Here is a 17,238-nt window from a genome sequence, read left to right on the forward strand (position 1 = left end):
AAGCGTAAGCTTGCAAAGTGACCAACACGTGACAAAGCGATGACGAATCGATGACTTATTGATAATTGGAATCGTGCGCACCGCTTGTCATCAGCCTGTCATATTGCCGGTGCAGGCTGAGGTATGGGACCCGTTCGGGCGCCCGATCCTCGTCCCGGGTATGCGGGACGAGCGCGCTTCATGACCAGTGGAGATTTTCCAATGAATGCACCAGCAATCGAACGACGGTTTTCTTCCCACACCGGCGCCGGCGGCGCCCAGTACGATGCCTGCATCGTCGAGCGTGCGCTCAAGGTGCAACGCAGTTCCAGCACCGTCAGCGCGGTCGAATATTTGAAAAGCCGCGGGGTCGACGCAACGGTGATCTGCCGCGTCCTGACCAGTTGCGGCCGGCGCGGCGTCGGCCAGTGCTGAGCGGCGCTGGCTTGTAACAGCCGCGTCACACAGCGCGGTTACGATGCGTGGCCGATCACTCCTTGTCCCGCCCATGCGCCACCTTTCGCTCCCCTGCCTGCTTGCCTGCCACCTGCTGGTGGCCCTCGGCGCCCCTTCGGCGCACGCCGCCGCCCCTGCGCCCGGGACGCCGCCGAAACTGGTGCTGATACTTGTCGTCGACGGCTTGCCGGCCGAGCAGCTGCAACGCTACCGCCACCAGTTCGCGCAGGGCGGCCTGCGCCGCCTGCTCGATGGCGGCGCCTCGTTCAGCAATGCGCACCAGGCGCATGGGGTCACGGTCACGGCGGTCGGGCATGCCGCCATCCTCTCCGGCGCCTATCCCTACCAGCATGGCGTGATCGGGAACAACTGGATCGACCCGCTGTCGAAGGCATCGGTCTACTGCACCGAGGACACGCGCCATACCTACCTGGGCGAGGAAACCAGGCCGGGCGACGGCACCTCGCCGGCGCGCCTGCGTGTCGATACGCTGGGGGACCAGCTGCGCTACGCCAGCGGCAACCGTGCCAAGGTCGTTGCCGTTTCCGGCAAGGACCGCGGCGCGATCCTGCTGGCCGGTAAGACGGGCACCGCCTACATGTACATGGACAAGACCGGCAATTTCGCGTCGAGCAGCTATTACATGGCGGCCCATCCCCAATGGGTGCAGCGGTACGCGGCGGCCCGGCCGCAAGACCGCTACTATGGCAAGACCTGGCGCCCCTTGCTCCCCGATGCGGCCTATGCCGGCGACGCCAGCGACGACCTGTTCCCGGCGACGACGGCATCGCCGAACCGCTTTCCCTTCAGCCTGTACAGCGACAGCGGCAACGTCGACGCCGACTATTTCAACCGCCTGAAGGCCAGTCCGTTCCTGGACCAGCTGACGCTCGATTTCGCGCGCGCCGCCATCGACGGCGAAGGCCTCGGCAACAATGCCGCCGGCGTGACCGACTTGCTGGGCGTGAGCCTGTCGGCCCATGACTACGTCAACCATGCGTATGGGCCGGAAAGCAAGATGTCGCACGACCACCTCCAGCGCCTGGACCGGATGCTGGCCGATTTCCTGGCGTTCATCGACCGCAAGGTGGGCGCGAACAACTTGCTGGTGGTGCTCACCGCCGACCATGGCTTTCCGAATACGCCGGAATTCGTCAAGGCGGCCAAGGGCGACGCCGGCCGCATCGACCCGGCCGGACTGACCAGCGCCCTGAATGCGGCGCTGGCCGCGAAGTACGGCCATGCCAGGCTGGTCGCCGCCCAGTCGGCGCCGAACTTCCACCTCGATTACGCGGCGATCGACAGCTTGCGCCTGGCGCGTGCCGAGGTCGAAAGCGCCGCCGCCCAGTTCCTGCGCACGCAGGAAGGCGTCGCCGAGGTCTTCACGCGCAGCGCGTTCGAGAGCGGTGCGGCCGGCACGGCGCGCATGGGTACGCTGATGCGGCGCGCCTGGCACCGCGAACTGTCGGGCGACCTGATCGTCGTCACCCGGCCGAACTGGTATTTCAGCGCGTCCAGCAGCGGCACCTCGCACGGCTCGCCGTATGCCTACGATACCAACGTGCCGCTGGTCGTGAACGGCCCGCGCTGGATCAAGCCCGGCGACTATGGCCAGTACGCCGAAACGGTCGACATCGCGCCGACCCTGGCCCACCTGCTGCGCATCCGTCCGCCGGCGGCGGCCGAGGGGCGGGTGCTGAACGAGGCGCTGCGTTGACGATACCGGCTATACACCCAGATAGCGCGCCAGCGTCTCCGGCTGCGCCAGCAACGTTGCCGAACTGCCCCCGGCCACCACCTGCCCCTTTTCCAGCACCAGCGCCGAATCCGTATGCGACAGCACCGCATGATAATTACGGTCGACGATCAGGGTGCTGATGCCGGTCGCGCCGATTTGCGCGATCACGCGCCAGATCTCGGCCACGATCAGTGGCGCCAAACCTTCGGTGGCTTCGTCGAGGATCATCAGGTCGGGATTGGTCATCAGCGCGCGCCCGATCGACAGCATCTGCTGCTCGCCGCCCGATAACTGGTTGCCGCCGTTGCCGAGGCGCTCCGCCAGGCGCGGGAAGGTGGCGAGCACGCGCTCGCAGGTCCAGTCGTTGCGCCCGGACGGCCCGCGCCGTGCGCTCATCACCAGGTTCTCGCGCACCGACAGGTTCGGAAAGATGCCGCGCCCCTCGGGCACGTAGCCGATGCCCAGGCGCGCCATGCGCTCGGGCGTGCTGCCGGTGACGTCGCGGCCCTGCCAGCGGATGCTGCCCGACGCCGCCGGCACGTAGCCCATCAGCGAGCGGATCAGCGTGGTCTTGCCCATGCCGTTGCGGCCGAGCAGGCCAACCGCAGTGCCGGGCGCGATGGTGAGGTCGACGCCTTGCAGGATGTGGCTGTCGCCGTAGTAGGTATTGAGTGCGCTAATCTGCAGCAAGACGGGCCTCTCGTAGTCAGTGTTCATGCATGCGCTTCGCCCAGGTAGGCGCGCTGCACCTCGGGGCTGGAACGCACGGCTTGCGGCGCGTCGCTGGCGATCACGGCGCCGTTGACCATCACCGTGATGCGGTCGGCGACGCGGAACACGGCGTCCATGTCGTGCTCGACCAGCAGGATCGCGTGGTCCGTGCGCAGGCGCTCCAGCATCGACAGCATGCGCTCGCTTTCTTCGGCGCCCATGCCGGCCAGCGGTTCGTCCAGCAGCAGCACCTGCGGCGCGGTGGCCAGGCACATGGCGATTTCCAGCTGGCGCTTTTTACCGTGGCTCATGCTGCCGGCCGCAAGATACAGCGCGTCGCCCAGGCCCGCGGCCTCGAGCGCCGCGACCGCGCGTTCGACGCTGGCGCGGCAGGTGCCGGCCGCCTGCCACAACGTCCACGGTTTCTGGTGCGCGGCCTGCGCCGCCAGGCGGCAGTTTTCCAGCACGGTCAGGGCCGGGAAGATGGTCGTGCGCTGGTAAGTGCGGCCGATGCCGGCGCGGGCGCGCAGCGGTTGCGCCAGCGTGGTGATCGGTTTGCCGTCCAGGCGGATCTCGCCGCCCGACACCGGGATCTCGCCCGACAGCAGGTTGATCAGCGTCGACTTGCCGGCGCCGTTGGTGCCGATGACGGCGTGGATCTGGCCGCGGTGCAGGTCGAGCGAGACGGCGTCCACCGCGACCAGGCCGCCGAAGCGGCGGCTCAGGCTTGCTGCCTGCAGGAGCGGGGTCATGGTCGGCCTCCCGGCAGCGTGAAGCGGCGGCCGAGACCAATCAAGCCCTTCGGCATCAGCGCGACAAAGGCGATCATGGTCAGGCCCAGGGTCAGCTGCCAGCGTCCCGCGATGGAGGGCCCCAGCAAGGCTTCGGACGAATAGAATTCCTTCAGCAGCACGAACGCCGCCGCACCGATCACGGCGCCGCGCAGCGAACCGAGGCCGCCGAGAATGATCATCATCAGCACCGCGCCCGACTCGTGCCAGGACAGCAGCTCGGGATTGACCACGCCATTCTTCGACACGTAGAGGAAGCCCGCCATGCCGGCCAGCGCCCCGGCCAGTACGAAGGCGGCCAGCTTGTAGCGGTAGGTCTGGAAGCCGGCCGCGCGCATGCGCTGCTCGTTGATGCGGATGCCGGCCAGCGCGTGCCCGAAGCGCGAGCGCAGCACCAGCGCCAGCAGGGCGTAGCACAGCACCAGCAGGCCGAGCGCGACGAAATACAGGTGGCGCGGCTGTTCGAAGTCGACCAGCGCCACGCCGCCCATCGACAGCACCGGCCGCATCATCAGGTACATGCCGTCGCTGCCGCCGCCGATCGGCGTGTCGTGGAAAACGAAATAAGCCATCTGGGCAAAGGCGAGCGTCACCATGATGAAATAGACCTCGCGCGTGCGCAGGCTGAGCGCGCCGACCAGCAGCGCGTAGGCCGCGGCCGCCAGCATGGCCAAAACCAGCAGCAACAGGGGCGAACCGGCCTCGTATTCGGGCGCGAACAGCGCCGTGGCATACGCGCCGATGCCGAAAAAGGCGGCGTGCCCGAGGCTGACCAGGCCGGTGGTCCCGGCCAGCAGTTCGAGACTGAGCGCGAAGATCGCGTAGATGACGATCTTCATCACCAGGTCCTGGTAGTAGGTGTCGAGCACCAGCGGCGCAAAGGCGAGCAGCACGGCAACCAGCACCGGCACCAGCCAGCCGCTCGCGCGCCGCGTAGCCGGCGCCGTGGTGCCGACGCGGGGAAGGGTAGAGGTATGCATTTTCAAAATCCTCGGTTTCTCAAACCCTGCGGACGCCAGATCAGGATGACCGCCATCAGCACATAGACGCCGATGCCCGACAGCTGGGCGAAGAACACCTTGCCGAAGGTGTCGACGAAGCCGACCAGCAGCGCCGCGATCAGCGCGCCCGAAATCGAACCGATGCCGCCGATGACGACGACCACGAAGCACATGATCAGGACGCCGCCGCCCATGCCGGGATAGACCGAAGCGGCGGGCGCGGCGATCATGCCGGCCAGGGCGGCGAGCGCCACGCCGCCCGCGAACACGGCGCGGTACAGCAGGCGGATGTCGATGCCGAGGCCGCGCGTCATGTCGCGGTTGCTGGCGCCGGCGCGGATCATCATGCCCAGGCGCGTGCGGTTGACCACCCAGTACAGGGCGGAGGCGACGACCAGGCAGGCGGCGGAGGCAAACAGGTTATACACCGGATAGGTCATCACACCGCCGAGCGAGACGCCGCCCGCCAGCCATTCCGGCGCTTTCACGCCATGCACCTCGTTGCCGACCAGGATGCTGCGCAGCTCCTCGAACACCAGTATCAAGGCGTAGGTCATCAGGACCTGCTGCAGGTGATCGCGCCCGTACAGGAAGCTGAAGAAGACCCATTCGAGGAGGAAGCCGAAGACCGCCGACAGCAGCATCCCGACCAGCAGCATCGAGATGAAATTGTCGCCGAAGTGCGGCGCCAGCGCGTAGGCCAGGTAGGCGCCGATCATGTAGAAGCTGCCGTGCGCCAGGTTGATCACGCCCATGATGCCGAAGATGAGCGTCAGGCCGCTGGCGACCAGGAACAGCAGCAGGCCGTACTGGACCGAATTCAGGCACTGCACCAGGAAAGTCGAGATATCCATCGCGTTCTTCTCTCAAGTGAAAGCGGCGCCGCCGCTCCCTGGCGGCGGCGCAACGACGACGGAACTCAGAAGGGGCGGCAGCCGCGGGCGGGATCGGCCAGCGCCTTGATGGCGACGCCTTTCACCACGTTGTCGCCGCCGGCCACCTGGCGCAGGTAGATGTCCTGCACCGGATTGTTCGCGCTTGATAAGGTGAACCTGCCGCGCGGGCTGTCGATGGTCGCCGTGTGCATGGCTTTCAGCATGGCGTCGCGCTTGCCGCTGAAGTCGCCGCCGACGCTCTTCAAGCCGGTGGCCAGCAGTTGCGCCGCGTCGTAGCCCTGCACCGCGTAGACGTCGGCGTCGACCTTGTAGTTCTTGGTGAACGCGTCTCGGAAGGCGTTGTCGCGCGGCGTGCCCAGCTTGTCGGCGTAGTGCAGGGTGGTGAACAGCCCTTGCGCGGCCGCTCCTTGCGCTTCGAGCGTGCCGTCGGTGAGGAAGCCGGCGCCGTACAGTGGGATGGTCTTGTTCAGCCCCGCCGCCACGTAATCCTTGACGAACTTCACGGCGCCGCCGCCGGCGAAGAAGACGTACACGGCGTCCGGCTTCTCGGAAGCGATCTGGGTCAGCAACGCCTGGAATTCGACGTTCGGGAAAGGCAGCGTCAGGTTGCCGGCGACCTTGCCGCCGCCCCGTTCAAACGCCTCGGTAAAGCCTTTGACCGACTCCTGGCCGGCCGCGTAGTTCCAGGTGACGGTCATCGCCTTTTTATGGCCACGTTCCGCCATCACCTTGCCCATCGCGAAAGCCGGCTGCCAGTTCGAGAACGAAGTGCGGAAGATGTTCGGGCCGCACATCGGGCCGGTGATCATGTCGGCGCCGGCGTTCGGCACGATCAGGATGGTCTTGCTTTCCTTGGCCGCCTTGGCCATCGTCTGCGCCACGCCCGAGTGCACGGTACCGACCAGCACGTCGACCTTGTCGCGCTTGATCAGTTTATTGACGTTGTCGGCCGCCTTGGCCGGATCGGATTCGTCGTCGACCTTGAAGTACTGCACCTCGCGGCCACCGAGCTTGCCGCCCTGTTCGGCCACGTGCAGTTTGAAGCCGTTTTCGATCATGGTGCCGAGGTTGGCATAGGTGCCGGTGGCGGGCAGCATGAAGCCGACCTTGATCGGGGCAGTATTCTGGGCGCCGGCAAGGCCCATGGTGAACAGGGCAACCGCGGCGGCGGTGCTGCGCAAAGTGGCGGGAAGTTGCATGGCGTCGTCTCCTTTTTTAGTTCGACCGGTGCGCGTGGGGCCCGGTCATGAATCGGGCGGCTTCTTCGATGAGCCTCCCGGCCTGGTCACGGTGCGGCGAGTGACCGCAATCGGGCAGCACGAGCAGGCGCGTCTGTGGCGCGAGTCTTGCGATGCCTTCAATCTGTTCAAGTGTGCCATAGCCGTCATCGGCGCCCTGGATTGCCAGCAGCGGCGCCGTGATGGCGGGCAGGTGCGCGCGGATGTCCCAGGCGCGAAAGGCGGGGTCGAGCCAGGCGTCGTTCCAGCCCCGGAAGGCCGAATCGACGTCGTCGTGGAAGCGCGCCAGGCGCTCGCGTAGCCCACCCTGCAGGTAAGCGCTGCGCGCTTCTGCGATCGAGGCCACCGAGACGTCTTCGACCAGGATGTGGGGCGCGACCACCACCAGGCCGGTGACGGCAAAGCGCGCCGCATACAGGAGCGCGATCGAGCCGCCGTCGCTGTGGCCGAACAGCCAGGGCTTTTCGATGCCGAGCTGTGCGAACAGAACCGGCAGCACCTCCCACGCCTGCCTGTGCATGAAGTCGACCGGCCAGCGTTCGTCGTGCCGGCGCGGCGTCGAGCGGCCGTAGCCCTGGCGCGAAAACACCAGGCCGCGCAGGCCGGCGGCGCGGCACAGGCGTTCCGGAAAATCCTTCCACAGCGCGACCGAGCCGAGACCCTCGTGCAGGAACACGACGGCTGGATGCGGCGATTCCGACACGCCGACCCACTCGTATTCGAGCCGCAGCGCGGTGCCGGCGACGTCGAGCGCGGCGAACCCGCACGTCTCCACTTCAGGCCGCATCGCGCAGGCGGAAGCGCTGGATCTTGCCGGTCGCCGTCTTCGGCAGGTCGGGCACGAACACCAGTTCGCGCGGATACTTGTGCGGCGCCAGCCGGCTTTTTACGAAGGCTTTCAATTCGTCGGCCAGCCCGTCCGCCGGCTGCTGTCCGGCGCCCAGCACCACGTAGGCCGCGGTCCTGGTCAGGCCGTCGGCGTCGCGCTTGCCGACCACGGCGCATTCGAGCACGGCCGGGTGCGCGATCAGCGCCGCCTCGACCTCGATCGGCGAGACGTACTGGCCGCTTACCTTCAGCATGTCGTCGCTGCGCCCGGCGTAGGTGAGGTAACCCTGGTCGTCGCGGCTGTACTTGTCGCCGCTTTTCAGCCACTCACCCTGGAAGGTGCTGCGGCTCTTGTCGCGGTTGCACCAGTAGAGCAGCGCCGCGCTGGGCCCGCGCACGTACAGGTCGCCGATCTCGCCATTCGGCACCGGATGGCCGTCCTCGTCGCGCAGTGCGATGTCGTAGCCCGGTACCGGCAAGCCGGAACTGCCGTAGTGGACGTCGCCGGCGCGGTTCGACACGAAGATATGCAGCATCTCGGTCGAACCGAGGCCGTCGAGGATGTCGCAGCCGAAGCGATCGCGGAAGGATTCCCCGACTTCGCGCGGCAGCGCTTCGCCGGCCGAGGCGCAGACGCGCAGCGCCACCGCGTCGCGCGGCGGCAGCTCGGGCGAGGCCAGCATCGCCACGTACAGGGTCGGTACGCCGGCAAAGACTGTGGCCCGCTTCCCGACCAGGCGTGCGAACACGGCCTGCGGCGTCGGCCGCTCGGCCATCAGCACCACGGTCGCGCCCACGCTCAAGGGAAAGGTGAGGGCGTTGCCGAGGCCGTAGGCGAAGAACAGCTTGGCGGCGGAAAAGACGACGTCGTCTTCGCGCATGCCGAGGACCGGTTTGCCGTACAGCTCGGCTGTCCAGAACAGGTTGGCATGCGAATGCACCGCGCCTTTCGGGCGGCCGGTCGAGCCGGAGGAATACAGCCAGAAGGCGAAATCGTCGGCGCCGGTGTCGGCGTGGGCATCGGATGCGAGAGGTTCGGTGTCGAGCATGGCGCGCACGCTCGGCAGCGCCGCGTCCTCATCCGCATTGGGCTCATTCCCGGCGACGATCAGCTCCGGCTGGTTGCGCGACATGGTCAACGCTTCGCGCACGCAGGGCAGCAGCGCGGCGCTGACGACGATGGCGCGCGCGCGGCTGTGGTCGATCATGTAGGCGTAATCGGCGGCCGGCAGCAGGGTGTTGGCCGGCACCGGCACCACGCCGGCGAACATGGCGCCCAGCAGCGCCACCGGCAGGTCGACCGTGTCCTGCATCACCAGCAGCAGGCGCTGCTCGGGCTGGATGCCGCGCGCCAGCAGGGCGGCGGCGAAACTGCGCACGCGGCGGTCGAGTTCTCCGTAGGTGAGGCTGCCGTGGTCGTCGACGTACGCGAGCTTGTCGGGGCGGCCCGCGTTCAGGGCCAGGATATGGCGCGCAAAGTTGAACTGCTGCCCGAATTGCTTCAGATTCGAGGTGCTGTCGTGATCCATCGTGGTCTCCTTCAGCGGGATCACAGTTGCGCGTCCCGTTTTTATATGGGCCGTTCAGTTAGCGGCGGCGGCCGGCGAAACCGGAGCGCGCCCCGCGGTGCACTGCACGATCTGTTGCTGAAAAGCGGAAACGTCCATCGACAACCCCTCGATTTGGCGCAACAAACTGCGTGTTGCAGAAGCGGAGATATAATGCGTTCGAGCTGAGTGTAGGTGTACTATCTTGCATCGGTCAAGTATTGTTTGACTTATATTTCATGTGCGGCCTCGTCACACGGATCTGCATTTGCGATAATTGCGCCCCAGTTCCCAAAGGGGACGATGCACCTTTGATGGAAATCAAGAATGACAGCAGCCCAGCTCAGCACGGAGCACGGATTCGACCCGGAAAAAGAGTCCGACCTGAAAGATCCCTTTTTGCTCGCCCTCGGCGAACGCCTGCGCGCCCTGCGTTCGCGCCGCGGCCTGACGCGCAAGGCGCTGGCCAAGCTGGCCGGCGTCTCCGAGCGCCACCTGGCGAACGTCGAGTCGGGCGTCGGCAATGCCTCGATCCAGCTGCTGCGCCAGATCACCACCGTGCTCGACTGCACGCTGGCCGAGATGATCGGCGACGAGACCGCGACCTCGCCCGAATGGCTGATGATCCGCGAGATCCTGCGCGGCCGCAGCGACGCCGAGCTGGCCCAGGCGCGCGCCGCCCTGGCCGGCATGTTCGATGCGCCGACCAGCGAAGCCGCGCGGCGCCAGCGCGTCGCCCTGATCGGCCTGCGCGGGGCGGGCAAGTCGAGCCTGGGACGCATGCTGGCCGATTACTGGATGGTGCCCTTCGTCGAGCTCGGGCGCGAGGTGGAAACCCTGGCCGGCTGCGGCATCGCCGAAATCCACGCGCTATATGGGCCGAACGCCTACCGCCGCTACGAACGCCGCGCGCTGGAAGACATCCTCAAGCGCTATCCGCGCGCCGTGATCGCCACCCCGGGCGGAATCGTCTCCGATCCGGCCACCTATAACCTGCTGCTGTCGCACTGCTATACGGTGTGGGTCCAGGCCGCGCCCAAGGACCACATGGCGCGCGTGCTGGCGCAGGGCGACACGCGCCCGATGATGGGCAACCGCGAAGCGATGGACGACCTCAAGAGCATCCTCGAAAGCCGCGCCGCGTTTTACTCGAAGGCCGATCTCTCCTTTGATACGAGCGACATGACGCAGGAGGCGGCGTATGTGGGCTTGCTCGAGCAGTTGCGCGAAAGCGTCATGGGGTAGGCGGGAGCGCCGTTATCCGAAGCGCCGGCATTTCGCCGGCGTTTTTTTCGCCTTGTAGGGTGGGCCGGGCCACGAATGGCACTTGTGCCCACGCGGTCGTGCCTCGGCATAATGCACCGTGTGACACATCGATATGCGTACGCTGTACCGCGTGGGCACAAGTGCCCACCCTACAAGTGCGGTTTTGTGCTTGACTCTCAAAATTACCTGCAATATAGTTCATCTACAAATTCAGGGATGCACCATATTTCACAGGGGACGTCATGAGCACCGCACCGCAGGCCACGCAGGTCAACTATGCCACCTCGCCCGAGCGCTACCGGCACTGGACCCTGGCGGTCGACGGCGCGATTGCCACCCTGACCATGAACATCGACGAGGACGCCGGCCTGCGCGACGGCTACAAACTCAAGCTCAATTCCTACGACCTCGGCGTCGACATCGAACTGCACGATGCGGTGCAGCGCATCCGCTTCGAACACCCGACCGTGCGCACCGTCGTCGTCACCAGCGCCAGGGACCGCATCTTCTGCTCGGGCGCCAACATCTTCATGCTCGGTAAATCGAGCCATGCCTGGAAAGTCAACTTCTGCAAGTTCACCAACGAGACGCGCAACGGCCTGGAAGACTCGAGCCGCCACGACGGCCTGAAATTCCTGGCCGCGGTGAACGGCGCCTGCGCCGGCGGCGGCTACGAACTGGCGGCCGCCTGCGACGAAATCATCCTGGTCGACGACCGCTCGTCCTCGGTGAGCCTGCCCGAAGTGCCGCTGCTGGGCGTGTTGCCGGGTACCGGCGGCCTGACCCGCCTGACCGACAAGAGAAAGGTGCGCCACGACCTGGCCGACATCTTCTGCACCACCTCGGAAGGGGTGCGTGGCCAGAAGGCGAAGGACTGGCGCCTGGTCGACCACGTCGCCAGGCCGGCGCAGTTCGCCGACGCCGTGCGCGGGCGCGCGCAGGCGCTCGCCGCCACCAGCATCCGCCCGCTTGAAGCCACTGGCGTGAAGCTGACGCCGCTCGAACGTACGCAGCTTGAGGATGCCATCGACTACGAATTCGTCAGCATCAACATCGACCGCGCGGCGCGCAACGTGACGCTGACGGTACGCGCACCGCAGGCGCCGCAGCCGCTTGATACCGCCGGCATCGAGGCGCTTGGGGTCAAGTGGTGGCCGCTGCAGATGGCGCGCGAACTCGACGACGCCATCCTGCACCTGCGCACCAACGAACTCGACATGGGCACCTGGATCCTGAAAAGCAGCGGCGATCCGCACGCCGTGCTGGCCGTGGACAGGACCCTGGTCGAACACGCGGATCACTGGCTGGTGCGCGAAACGGTCGGCCTGATGCGCCGCACCCTGGCGCGCCTGGACGTGTCCTCGCGCTCGCTGTTCGCCTTTATCGAAGCCGGTTCCTGCTTTGCGGGTTCCTTGCTGGAAGTGGCGCTGGCGGCCGACCGCATCTACATGCTGGCATTGCCGGACGATCCCGACCGGGCGCCGCGGATCGGCGTGAGCGCGATGAATTTCGGCCGCCTGCCGATGATCTCGGCGCAGTCGCGCATTGCCCGCCGCTTCCATGAAGAGGAGGGGCCGGTTGCCGCCGTGCGCGCCACACAGGGCCGCCTGGTCGACGCCGACGAGGCGGAAGGGCTGGGCCTGGTGACCTTCGCCTGCGACGACATCGACTGGCCCGACGAGACCCGCCTGGCGCTGGAAGAGCGCGCCAGCATGTCGCCCGACGCGCTCACCGGGATGGAAGCGAACCTGCGCTTCAACGGCCGCGAGACGATGGAAACCCGGGTCTTCGGGCGCCTGTCCGCCTGGCAGAACTGGATCTTCATCCGCCCGAATGCCATCGGCGAACTGGGCGCACTGAAAGTCTACGGTTCGGGCACCAAGGCCCAATTCGATTTCAACCGCGTGTGAAACCTGTCCAAGGATGCCATCGTGAGCTCGATTAACTACACCGACAAGATCCCGAACAACGTCAACCTGTCGGAAGACAAGACCCTGCAGCGCGCGTTGGAGCACTGGCAGCCGAACTACCTGCAGTGGTGGAACGACATGGGCCCGAACGGCTCGAACCAGATGGACGTTTACCTGCGCACCGCGATCAGCACCACGCCGGACGGCTGGGCCCATTTCGGCCACGTGAAAATGCCGGACTACCGCTGGGGCATCTTCCTGGCCCAGGCCGAGAACGAACGCAAGATCAACTTCGGCGAAGAGAAGGGCCGCGCCGCCTGGCAGGACGTGCCCGGCGAGCACCGCGCCAACCTGCGCCGCATCATCGTCACCCAGGGCGATACCGAGCCGGCTTCGGTCGAGCAGCAGCGCCACCTGGGCCTGACGGCGCCCTCGCAATACGACATGCGCAACCTGTTCCAGATTAACGTGGAAGAGGGCCGCCACCTGTGGGCGATGGTGTACCTGCTGCATAAATACTTTGGCCGCGACGGCCGCGAGGAAGCCGAAGCGCTCCTGCAGCGCAATTCGGGCGACCAGGACAATCCGCGCATCCTGGAGGCCTTCAACGAGGAGACGCCGGACTGGCTCGCCTTCTACATGTTCACCTACTTTACGGACCGCGACGGCAAGTTCCAGCTCAACGCGCTGGCCGAATCGGGCTTCGACCCGCTGTCGCGCACCTGCCGCTTCATGCTGACCGAAGAGGCGCACCACATGTTCGTGGGCGAGTCGGGCGTCTCGCGCGTGATCGCGCGCACCGTCGAGGTGATGCGCCAGCACGGCGTGGAAGACCCGGCGCAGGTGCGCGCGCTCGGCGTGATCGACCTGCAGACCATCCAGCGCTACCTGAACTTCCACTTCAGCGTGACGGTCGACCTGTTCGGCGCCGACCAGTCCTCGAATGCCGCGACCTTCTACAGTTCAGGCCTGAAGGGCCGGTATGAGGAGACCAGGCGCGACGACGACCACCTGCTCAAGGGCCAGCACTACCGTATCCTCGAGGTCGGCGCCGGCAAGCTGCAGGAGCGCGAAGTGCCGATGCTGAACGGGCTGAACGAAGTGCTGCGCGACGATTTCATCCGCGACTCGATCGCTGGCATCGGGCGCTGGAACCGCGTCATCGAAAAGGCCGGGCTGCCGTTCCGCCTCAGCGCGCCGAACAAGGCCTTCAACCGCCACATCGGCGGCTTCGCCGGCCACCGCATCTCGCCCGACGGACGCGTATTGTCGGAAGCCGAATGGGCGGCCAACGAACGCGCCTGGCTGCCGAGCGAGGAAGACCGGGCGTACGTCGCCTCGCTGATGGGCCGCGTGATCGAGCCGGGCAAGATGGCCAACTGGATCGCGCCGCCGCCGATGGGCATCAACAAGCAGCCGCTCGACTTCGAGTACGTGCGCTTCAACTGAATCAGGTTGAAGCCGTGAATGCCACGCTTGCAACTGCGCCGATCGCCCTGATCCGCCAGCACCTGATCGACCCGGAGGTCTGCATTCGCTGCAACACCTGCGAAGAGACTTGTCCGATCGATGCGATCACCCACGACAGCCGCAACTACGTGGTCGACCCCGGCATCTGCAACGGTTGCGGCAACTGCGTCTCGCCCTGCCCGACCGGCGCCATCGACCACTGGCACACCGTGCCGAAAGCGGCCGCGTATCCGCTCGCCGAGCAGTTCGGCTGGGACGAACTGCCGCCGCAGCAGGAGCACGCGGAACCGCTGCTGGAGCAGATGGAGGCGGCCAACGAAGCGGAGGGCGCGACCCTCGACGAAACGGTGCAGGAAAACGCAGCGGTCTCGCCATCGTCGCCGATCCCGCCGTGGTCGGCCGCGCATCCGTACGCGCACCTGTACACGGTGAAGAACCCGGTGGTCGCCACGGTGGCCGGCAACTACCGGCTCACCGCTCTTGATGCGGCCAGCGACGTGCACCATATCGTGCTCGACTTCGGTTCGCAGATGTTCCCGGTCCTCGAAGGCCAGTCGATCGGCATCATCCCGCCGGGGCTCGACGAGCACGGCAAGCCGCACTATATGCGCATGTATTCGGTCGCCAGTCCGCGCGGCGGCGAGCGCGACGGCTACAACAACCTGGCGCTGACGGTGAAGCGCGTGGTCGAGGACCACGACGGCCGGCCGGTGCTGGGCGTCGCCTCGAACTACCTGTGCGACCTGGCGAAAGGCGCGAACGTGCAGGTGGCCGGCCCTTTCGGCGTGAATTACCTGATGCCGAACCACGCCGGCTCGAACATCATGATGATCTGCACCGGCACCGGCTCGGCGCCGATGCGCGCGATGACGGAACACCGGCGGAGGATGTACGCCGCCGGCAAACCGCTCGAGGGCAAGCTGATGCTGTTCTTCGGCGCGCGCAACCCGGCCGAACTGCCATATTTCGGGCCGCTGCTGAAACTGCCGGCCGACTTCATCGACATGCACCTGGCCTTTTCGCGCCTGCCGGACCAGCCGAAAGCCTACGTGCAGGACAAGATCCGTGCCGCCGGCACGGCGGTGGCGCAGCTGCTGCGCGGGGAAACCTATCTGTACATCTGCGGCCTGAAAGGCATGGAGACCGGCGTGCTGGACGCATTGCGCGACGTGTGCGCGCAGGCGGGGATCGACTGGCCCGGCCTGCAGGCGCGGATGGTCGCGGAAGGGCGCTTTCATGTGGAAACGTACTGAATACGCTACCTTATTGATGATCTGGCCGCATGAATCGCGCGCACTTCAGCCGCCTGCGCGCTTCGGGCGATGACCCTGCCTCGTCAGCACCTCCATCACCAGCTCGACATGGTCGCCCTGGATCTCGACCGCGCCATCCTTGACGGTGCCGCCCGAGCCGCAGGCCGTACGCAACTGCTTGCCGAGCGCGGCCAGCGCGGCGGCATCGAGCGCCAGTCCCTTGACCACGGTGACGGCTTTGCCGCCGCGGCCCTTGGTCTGGCGCGACACGCGCACTACGCCATCGCCCTTGGGCGCGGCATTGGCCTTGCACGTACAGCCTGCGAGCGGCTGCCGGCATTGCGGGCACATGCGGCCGCCGTCGGTCGAGTAGACGAGGCCGCCGGTTGAACTGCTTTTCATGGTTTGCGCGCTTGGTAAGATGGGAAACACGCGAGTGTAGCAGCTGCGCCTCCATCGATCGCGAGGGTGGTGCACCGTTGGGTGGGCTCTGCCCACGCGGTCTCCCCTGCGCACAACGACTGCCATTGAAGCAGCCCGCTCCATCGCATTCGCGGTGGACACGAAGCCGACGGTTTTTCGACGCCGTATCCGCGTGGGCAGAGCCCACCCTACAACTTCAGCTAATCGCTTTTAGCTGCCGTCGCCAGCGCCACCACCGCGGCACCCGCCGCAATCACCAGCGCATCTTCGATCAAGCCGCTCCTGGTCTGCCCGATCCGCGCCATCGCCTGCTTGCGCCCGGCCAGCGTCAGGTACGCCAGCGGCACCGCGGTCGCCACCGCCACCGCCGCGCCTGCGCCTTCGCGTCCCTTCGGCGCCAGCGCCGCACCGGCGATCCCGGCGCTCATCACGCGCGCGAGCAGGCCCAGGAAAACAGTGCGGTCCGGCGCGCTCTTCATCTTGTCGCCGAACAGTTCGCCGACGCCCATCGCCAGCGCCCCGTATTTGAAGGTGGGGCGATCGAGGAGGAAGAGTTCGCCGGACGTCTCGCGGTGGGCAAGGCGGGCCGCGGCGATGGTGGCCATCGGCGTCATCGAACGCGCGCTGGCGACGGCGCCGATCAGGGCGGAGGAGAGCAGGCTGGGCTTTTTCATCTTGACGGATTCCTTTGGTAGTTGAGGTTGCCGCTCCAATTGTAGAGATCCCCCACAGTCGTGTCGCCACCGACAGCCGATTCCGGCAGGCGGTTGCCGGCCGCCTACCAGCTGCTGGCCCGCGCCAGCACGCGCGCGCCGAACCTGGCCAGCCACGAGCGCACCCGGTTGGCGTCGGCCGCATGCGAGAATTTGCCCTGCGCGTCGAGGAAGACCATCACGGTGGGGCGCTTCCTGACGATCGCATACAGCACCATGCAGCGGCCGGCTTCCGCAATGTAGCCGGTCTTTTGCATGCGGATGCGCCAGCGCGCGCTCGAGGTAAGGCGGTTGGTGTTCCCGTACACCGTCTGCGCCTTGCCCTGGCGGATGACGAAGCGGTGGTCGGTCGAATAGCGCCGGATCAGCGGCTTCTTCTCGGCGGCGACGACCAGCCGGGCCAGGTCGGCCGGCGTCGACACGTTGTGGCGCGACAGGCCGGTGGGTTCGACGTAGCGGGTGTGCCGCATGCCGAGTGCGCGCGCCTTGCGGTTCATGGCCGCCACGAATGCGCGGGTGCCGCCGGGGTAATGGCGTCCCAGCGCCGACGCGGCGCGATTTTCGGAACTCATCAGGGCCAGGTGCAGCATGTCCGCCCGCGTCAGCCGCGTGCCGACCTGCAGGCGCGACGACGAATGCTTGAGCCGGTCGACGTCGGCGCGCGTTACGGTCAGCACCTGCTTCAGGTCCTGGCGCGCATCGAGCACGACCAGCGCCGTCATCAGCTTGGTCAGCGAGGCGATCGGCATGACGGCGCCGGGATTTTTCTGGTACAGGACCTTGTTCGTTGCCGGGTCGACGATGACGACGGCGCTCGACTGCAGCGTCGCCAGCCGCGCCACGTGTTCGCCGCTGGGGGCGCGCGCCTGGGCGGACGACAGGCAGGCGGCCAGGGCCAGCAGGAACAGGAAAGTGAAGGAAGACGGTCGCATGCGGGTAGTGGGCAGTAGCCGGCCCGGGTGGGCCGGCCTGGTGTGTCGGGCTCGCCCGCATCCGGTCGGATTGGCGAGCTCGGCAA

The 17,238-nt window shown here is 66.8% G+C and carries 16 protein-coding genes; 6 read left to right on the top strand and 10 right to left on the bottom strand.

Annotation, left to right across the window (positions count from 1 at the left end; genetic code table 11):
* Positions 1–201 precede the first annotated feature (201 nt).
* Together AC56LG_RS16180 and AC56LG_RS16185 are read left to right on the top strand one after the other, a co-directional pair.
* Positions 202–414, top strand: coding sequence for a hypothetical protein (locus AC56LG_RS16180; RefSeq protein WP_497167089.1), 213 nt, complete (start codon positions 202–204; stop codon positions 412–414).
* A gap of 73 nt (positions 415–487) precedes the next feature.
* The gene (locus AC56LG_RS16185; RefSeq protein ID WP_497167090.1) at positions 488–2,152 is read left to right on the top strand and encodes an alkaline phosphatase family protein; all 1,665 of its coding nucleotides are present in this window, start codon (positions 488–490) and stop codon (positions 2,150–2,152) included.
* Positions 2,153–2,161: 9 nt separating this feature from the next.
* Here the strand turns inward: AC56LG_RS16185 and AC56LG_RS16190 are convergent, their stop codons facing one another.
* The 7 genes from AC56LG_RS16190 to AC56LG_RS16220 form a co-directional block, all read right to left on the bottom strand.
* Complete coding sequence (locus AC56LG_RS16190) at positions 2,162–2,863, bottom strand: ABC transporter ATP-binding protein (RefSeq protein ID WP_497167091.1); 702 nt, start codon at positions 2,861–2,863, stop codon at positions 2,162–2,164.
* Positions 2,864–2,886: 23 nt separating this feature from the next.
* The gene (locus AC56LG_RS16195) at positions 2,887–3,636 is read right to left on the bottom strand and encodes an ABC transporter ATP-binding protein (protein WP_497167092.1); all 750 of its coding nucleotides are present in this window, start codon (positions 3,634–3,636) and stop codon (positions 2,887–2,889) included.
* On the bottom strand, positions 3,633–4,655 hold the full coding sequence (locus AC56LG_RS16200; protein ID WP_497167093.1) for a branched-chain amino acid ABC transporter permease: 1,023 nt from the start codon (positions 4,653–4,655) through the stop codon (positions 3,633–3,635). The genes AC56LG_RS16195 and AC56LG_RS16200 overlap by 4 nt, the downstream gene beginning before the upstream one ends.
* Before the next feature lie 2 nt (positions 4,656–4,657).
* Positions 4,658–5,530 carry a branched-chain amino acid ABC transporter permease gene (locus AC56LG_RS16205; RefSeq protein ID WP_497167094.1) on the bottom strand — a complete coding sequence of 291 codons (873 nt, stop codon included), beginning with the start codon at positions 5,528–5,530 and terminating at the stop codon, positions 4,658–4,660.
* 65 nt (positions 5,531–5,595) lie between these two features.
* Entirely contained in the window at positions 5,596–6,717 is a 1,122-nt protein-coding gene (locus tag AC56LG_RS16210) for an ABC transporter substrate-binding protein (RefSeq protein ID WP_497167379.1), read from the bottom strand.
* 70 nt (positions 6,718–6,787) lie between these two features.
* Complete coding sequence (locus tag AC56LG_RS16215; protein ID WP_497167095.1) at positions 6,788–7,597, bottom strand: alpha/beta fold hydrolase; 810 nt, start codon at positions 7,595–7,597, stop codon at positions 6,788–6,790.
* Complete coding sequence (locus AC56LG_RS16220) at positions 7,587–9,167, bottom strand: benzoate-CoA ligase family protein (RefSeq protein WP_497167096.1); 1,581 nt, start codon at positions 9,165–9,167, stop codon at positions 7,587–7,589. The genes AC56LG_RS16215 and AC56LG_RS16220 overlap by 11 nt, the downstream gene beginning before the upstream one ends.
* 345 nt (positions 9,168–9,512) lie before the next feature.
* On the opposite strand from AC56LG_RS16220, the gene AC56LG_RS16225 reads away from it, so the two are divergent.
* The 4 genes from AC56LG_RS16225 (at position 9,513) to boxA (ending at position 15,084) form a co-directional block, all read left to right on the top strand.
* Positions 9,513–10,430: a helix-turn-helix transcriptional regulator gene (locus AC56LG_RS16225; protein WP_497167097.1), complete on the top strand. Its 918-nt coding sequence runs from the start codon at positions 9,513–9,515 to the stop codon at positions 10,428–10,430.
* A 263-nt stretch (positions 10,431–10,693) separates the two neighbouring features.
* Entirely contained in the window at positions 10,694–12,361 is a 1,668-nt protein-coding gene (gene boxC, locus AC56LG_RS16230) for a 2,3-epoxybenzoyl-CoA dihydrolase (RefSeq protein WP_497167098.1), read from the top strand.
* 21 nt (positions 12,362–12,382) lie between these two features.
* Complete coding sequence (gene boxB, locus AC56LG_RS16235) at positions 12,383–13,810, top strand: benzoyl-CoA 2,3-epoxidase subunit BoxB (protein ID WP_497167099.1); 1,428 nt, start codon at positions 12,383–12,385, stop codon at positions 13,808–13,810.
* 14 nt (positions 13,811–13,824) lie between these two features.
* Positions 13,825–15,084: a benzoyl-CoA 2,3-epoxidase subunit BoxA gene (gene boxA / locus AC56LG_RS16240; RefSeq protein ID WP_497167100.1), complete on the top strand. Its 1,260-nt coding sequence runs from the start codon at positions 13,825–13,827 to the stop codon at positions 15,082–15,084.
* Positions 15,085–15,129: 45 nt separating this feature from the next.
* Here the strand turns inward: boxA and AC56LG_RS16245 are convergent, their stop codons facing one another.
* From AC56LG_RS16245 to pbpG, 3 genes are all read right to left on the bottom strand, one after another.
* Positions 15,130–15,486 (bottom strand): translation initiation factor Sui1, encoded by a 357-nt coding sequence (locus tag AC56LG_RS16245; RefSeq protein WP_497167101.1) that lies wholly within the window; start codon positions 15,484–15,486, stop codon positions 15,130–15,132.
* Between the two features lie 221 nt (positions 15,487–15,707).
* On the bottom strand, positions 15,708–16,181 hold the full coding sequence (locus tag AC56LG_RS16250) for a hypothetical protein (protein ID WP_497167102.1): 474 nt from the start codon (positions 16,179–16,181) through the stop codon (positions 15,708–15,710).
* Between the two features lie 104 nt (positions 16,182–16,285).
* Complete coding sequence (pbpG, locus tag AC56LG_RS16255) at positions 16,286–17,152, bottom strand: D-alanyl-D-alanine endopeptidase (protein ID WP_497167103.1); 867 nt, start codon at positions 17,150–17,152, stop codon at positions 16,286–16,288.
* Positions 17,153–17,238 lie beyond the last annotated feature (86 nt).

It is taken from the genome of Telluria sp. ZB2R32 (assembly GCF_059685715.1).

Bases quoted from the DNA above. Each gene is read 5' to 3' on its own strand.
- AC56LG_RS16250 (WP_497167102.1), bottom strand. From the start codon at position 16,181: ATGAAAAAGCCCAGCCTGCTCTCCTCCGCCCTGATCGGCGCCGTCGCC.
- AC56LG_RS16180 (WP_497167089.1), top strand. From the start codon at position 202: ATGAATGCACCAGCAATCGAACGACGGTTTTCTTCCCACACCGGCGCC.
- AC56LG_RS16195 (WP_497167092.1), bottom strand. From the start codon at position 3,636: ATGACCCCGCTCCTGCAGGCAGCAAGCCTGAGCCGCCGCTTCGGCGGC.
- AC56LG_RS16185 (WP_497167090.1), top strand. From the start codon at position 488: ATGCGCCACCTTTCGCTCCCCTGCCTGCTTGCCTGCCACCTGCTGGTG.
- AC56LG_RS16225 (WP_497167097.1), top strand. From the start codon at position 9,513: ATGACAGCAGCCCAGCTCAGCACGGAGCACGGATTCGACCCGGAAAAA.
- boxC (WP_497167098.1), top strand. From the start codon at position 10,694: ATGAGCACCGCACCGCAGGCCACGCAGGTCAACTATGCCACCTCGCCC.
- AC56LG_RS16200 (WP_497167093.1), bottom strand. From the start codon at position 4,655: ATGCATACCTCTACCCTTCCCCGCGTCGGCACCACGGCGCCGGCTACG.
- AC56LG_RS16205 (WP_497167094.1), bottom strand. From the start codon at position 5,530: ATGGATATCTCGACTTTCCTGGTGCAGTGCCTGAATTCGGTCCAGTAC.
- AC56LG_RS16220 (WP_497167096.1), bottom strand. From the start codon at position 9,167: ATGGATCACGACAGCACCTCGAATCTGAAGCAATTCGGGCAGCAGTTC.
- AC56LG_RS16210 (WP_497167379.1), bottom strand. From the start codon at position 6,717: ATGGGCCTTGCCGGCGCCCAGAATACTGCCCCGATCAAGGTCGGCTTC.
- AC56LG_RS16215 (WP_497167095.1), bottom strand. From the start codon at position 7,597: ATGCGGCCTGAAGTGGAGACGTGCGGGTTCGCCGCGCTCGACGTCGCC.
- pbpG (WP_497167103.1), bottom strand. From the start codon at position 17,152: ATGCGACCGTCTTCCTTCACTTTCCTGTTCCTGCTGGCCCTGGCCGCC.
- AC56LG_RS16245 (WP_497167101.1), bottom strand. From the start codon at position 15,486: ATGAAAAGCAGTTCAACCGGCGGCCTCGTCTACTCGACCGACGGCGGC.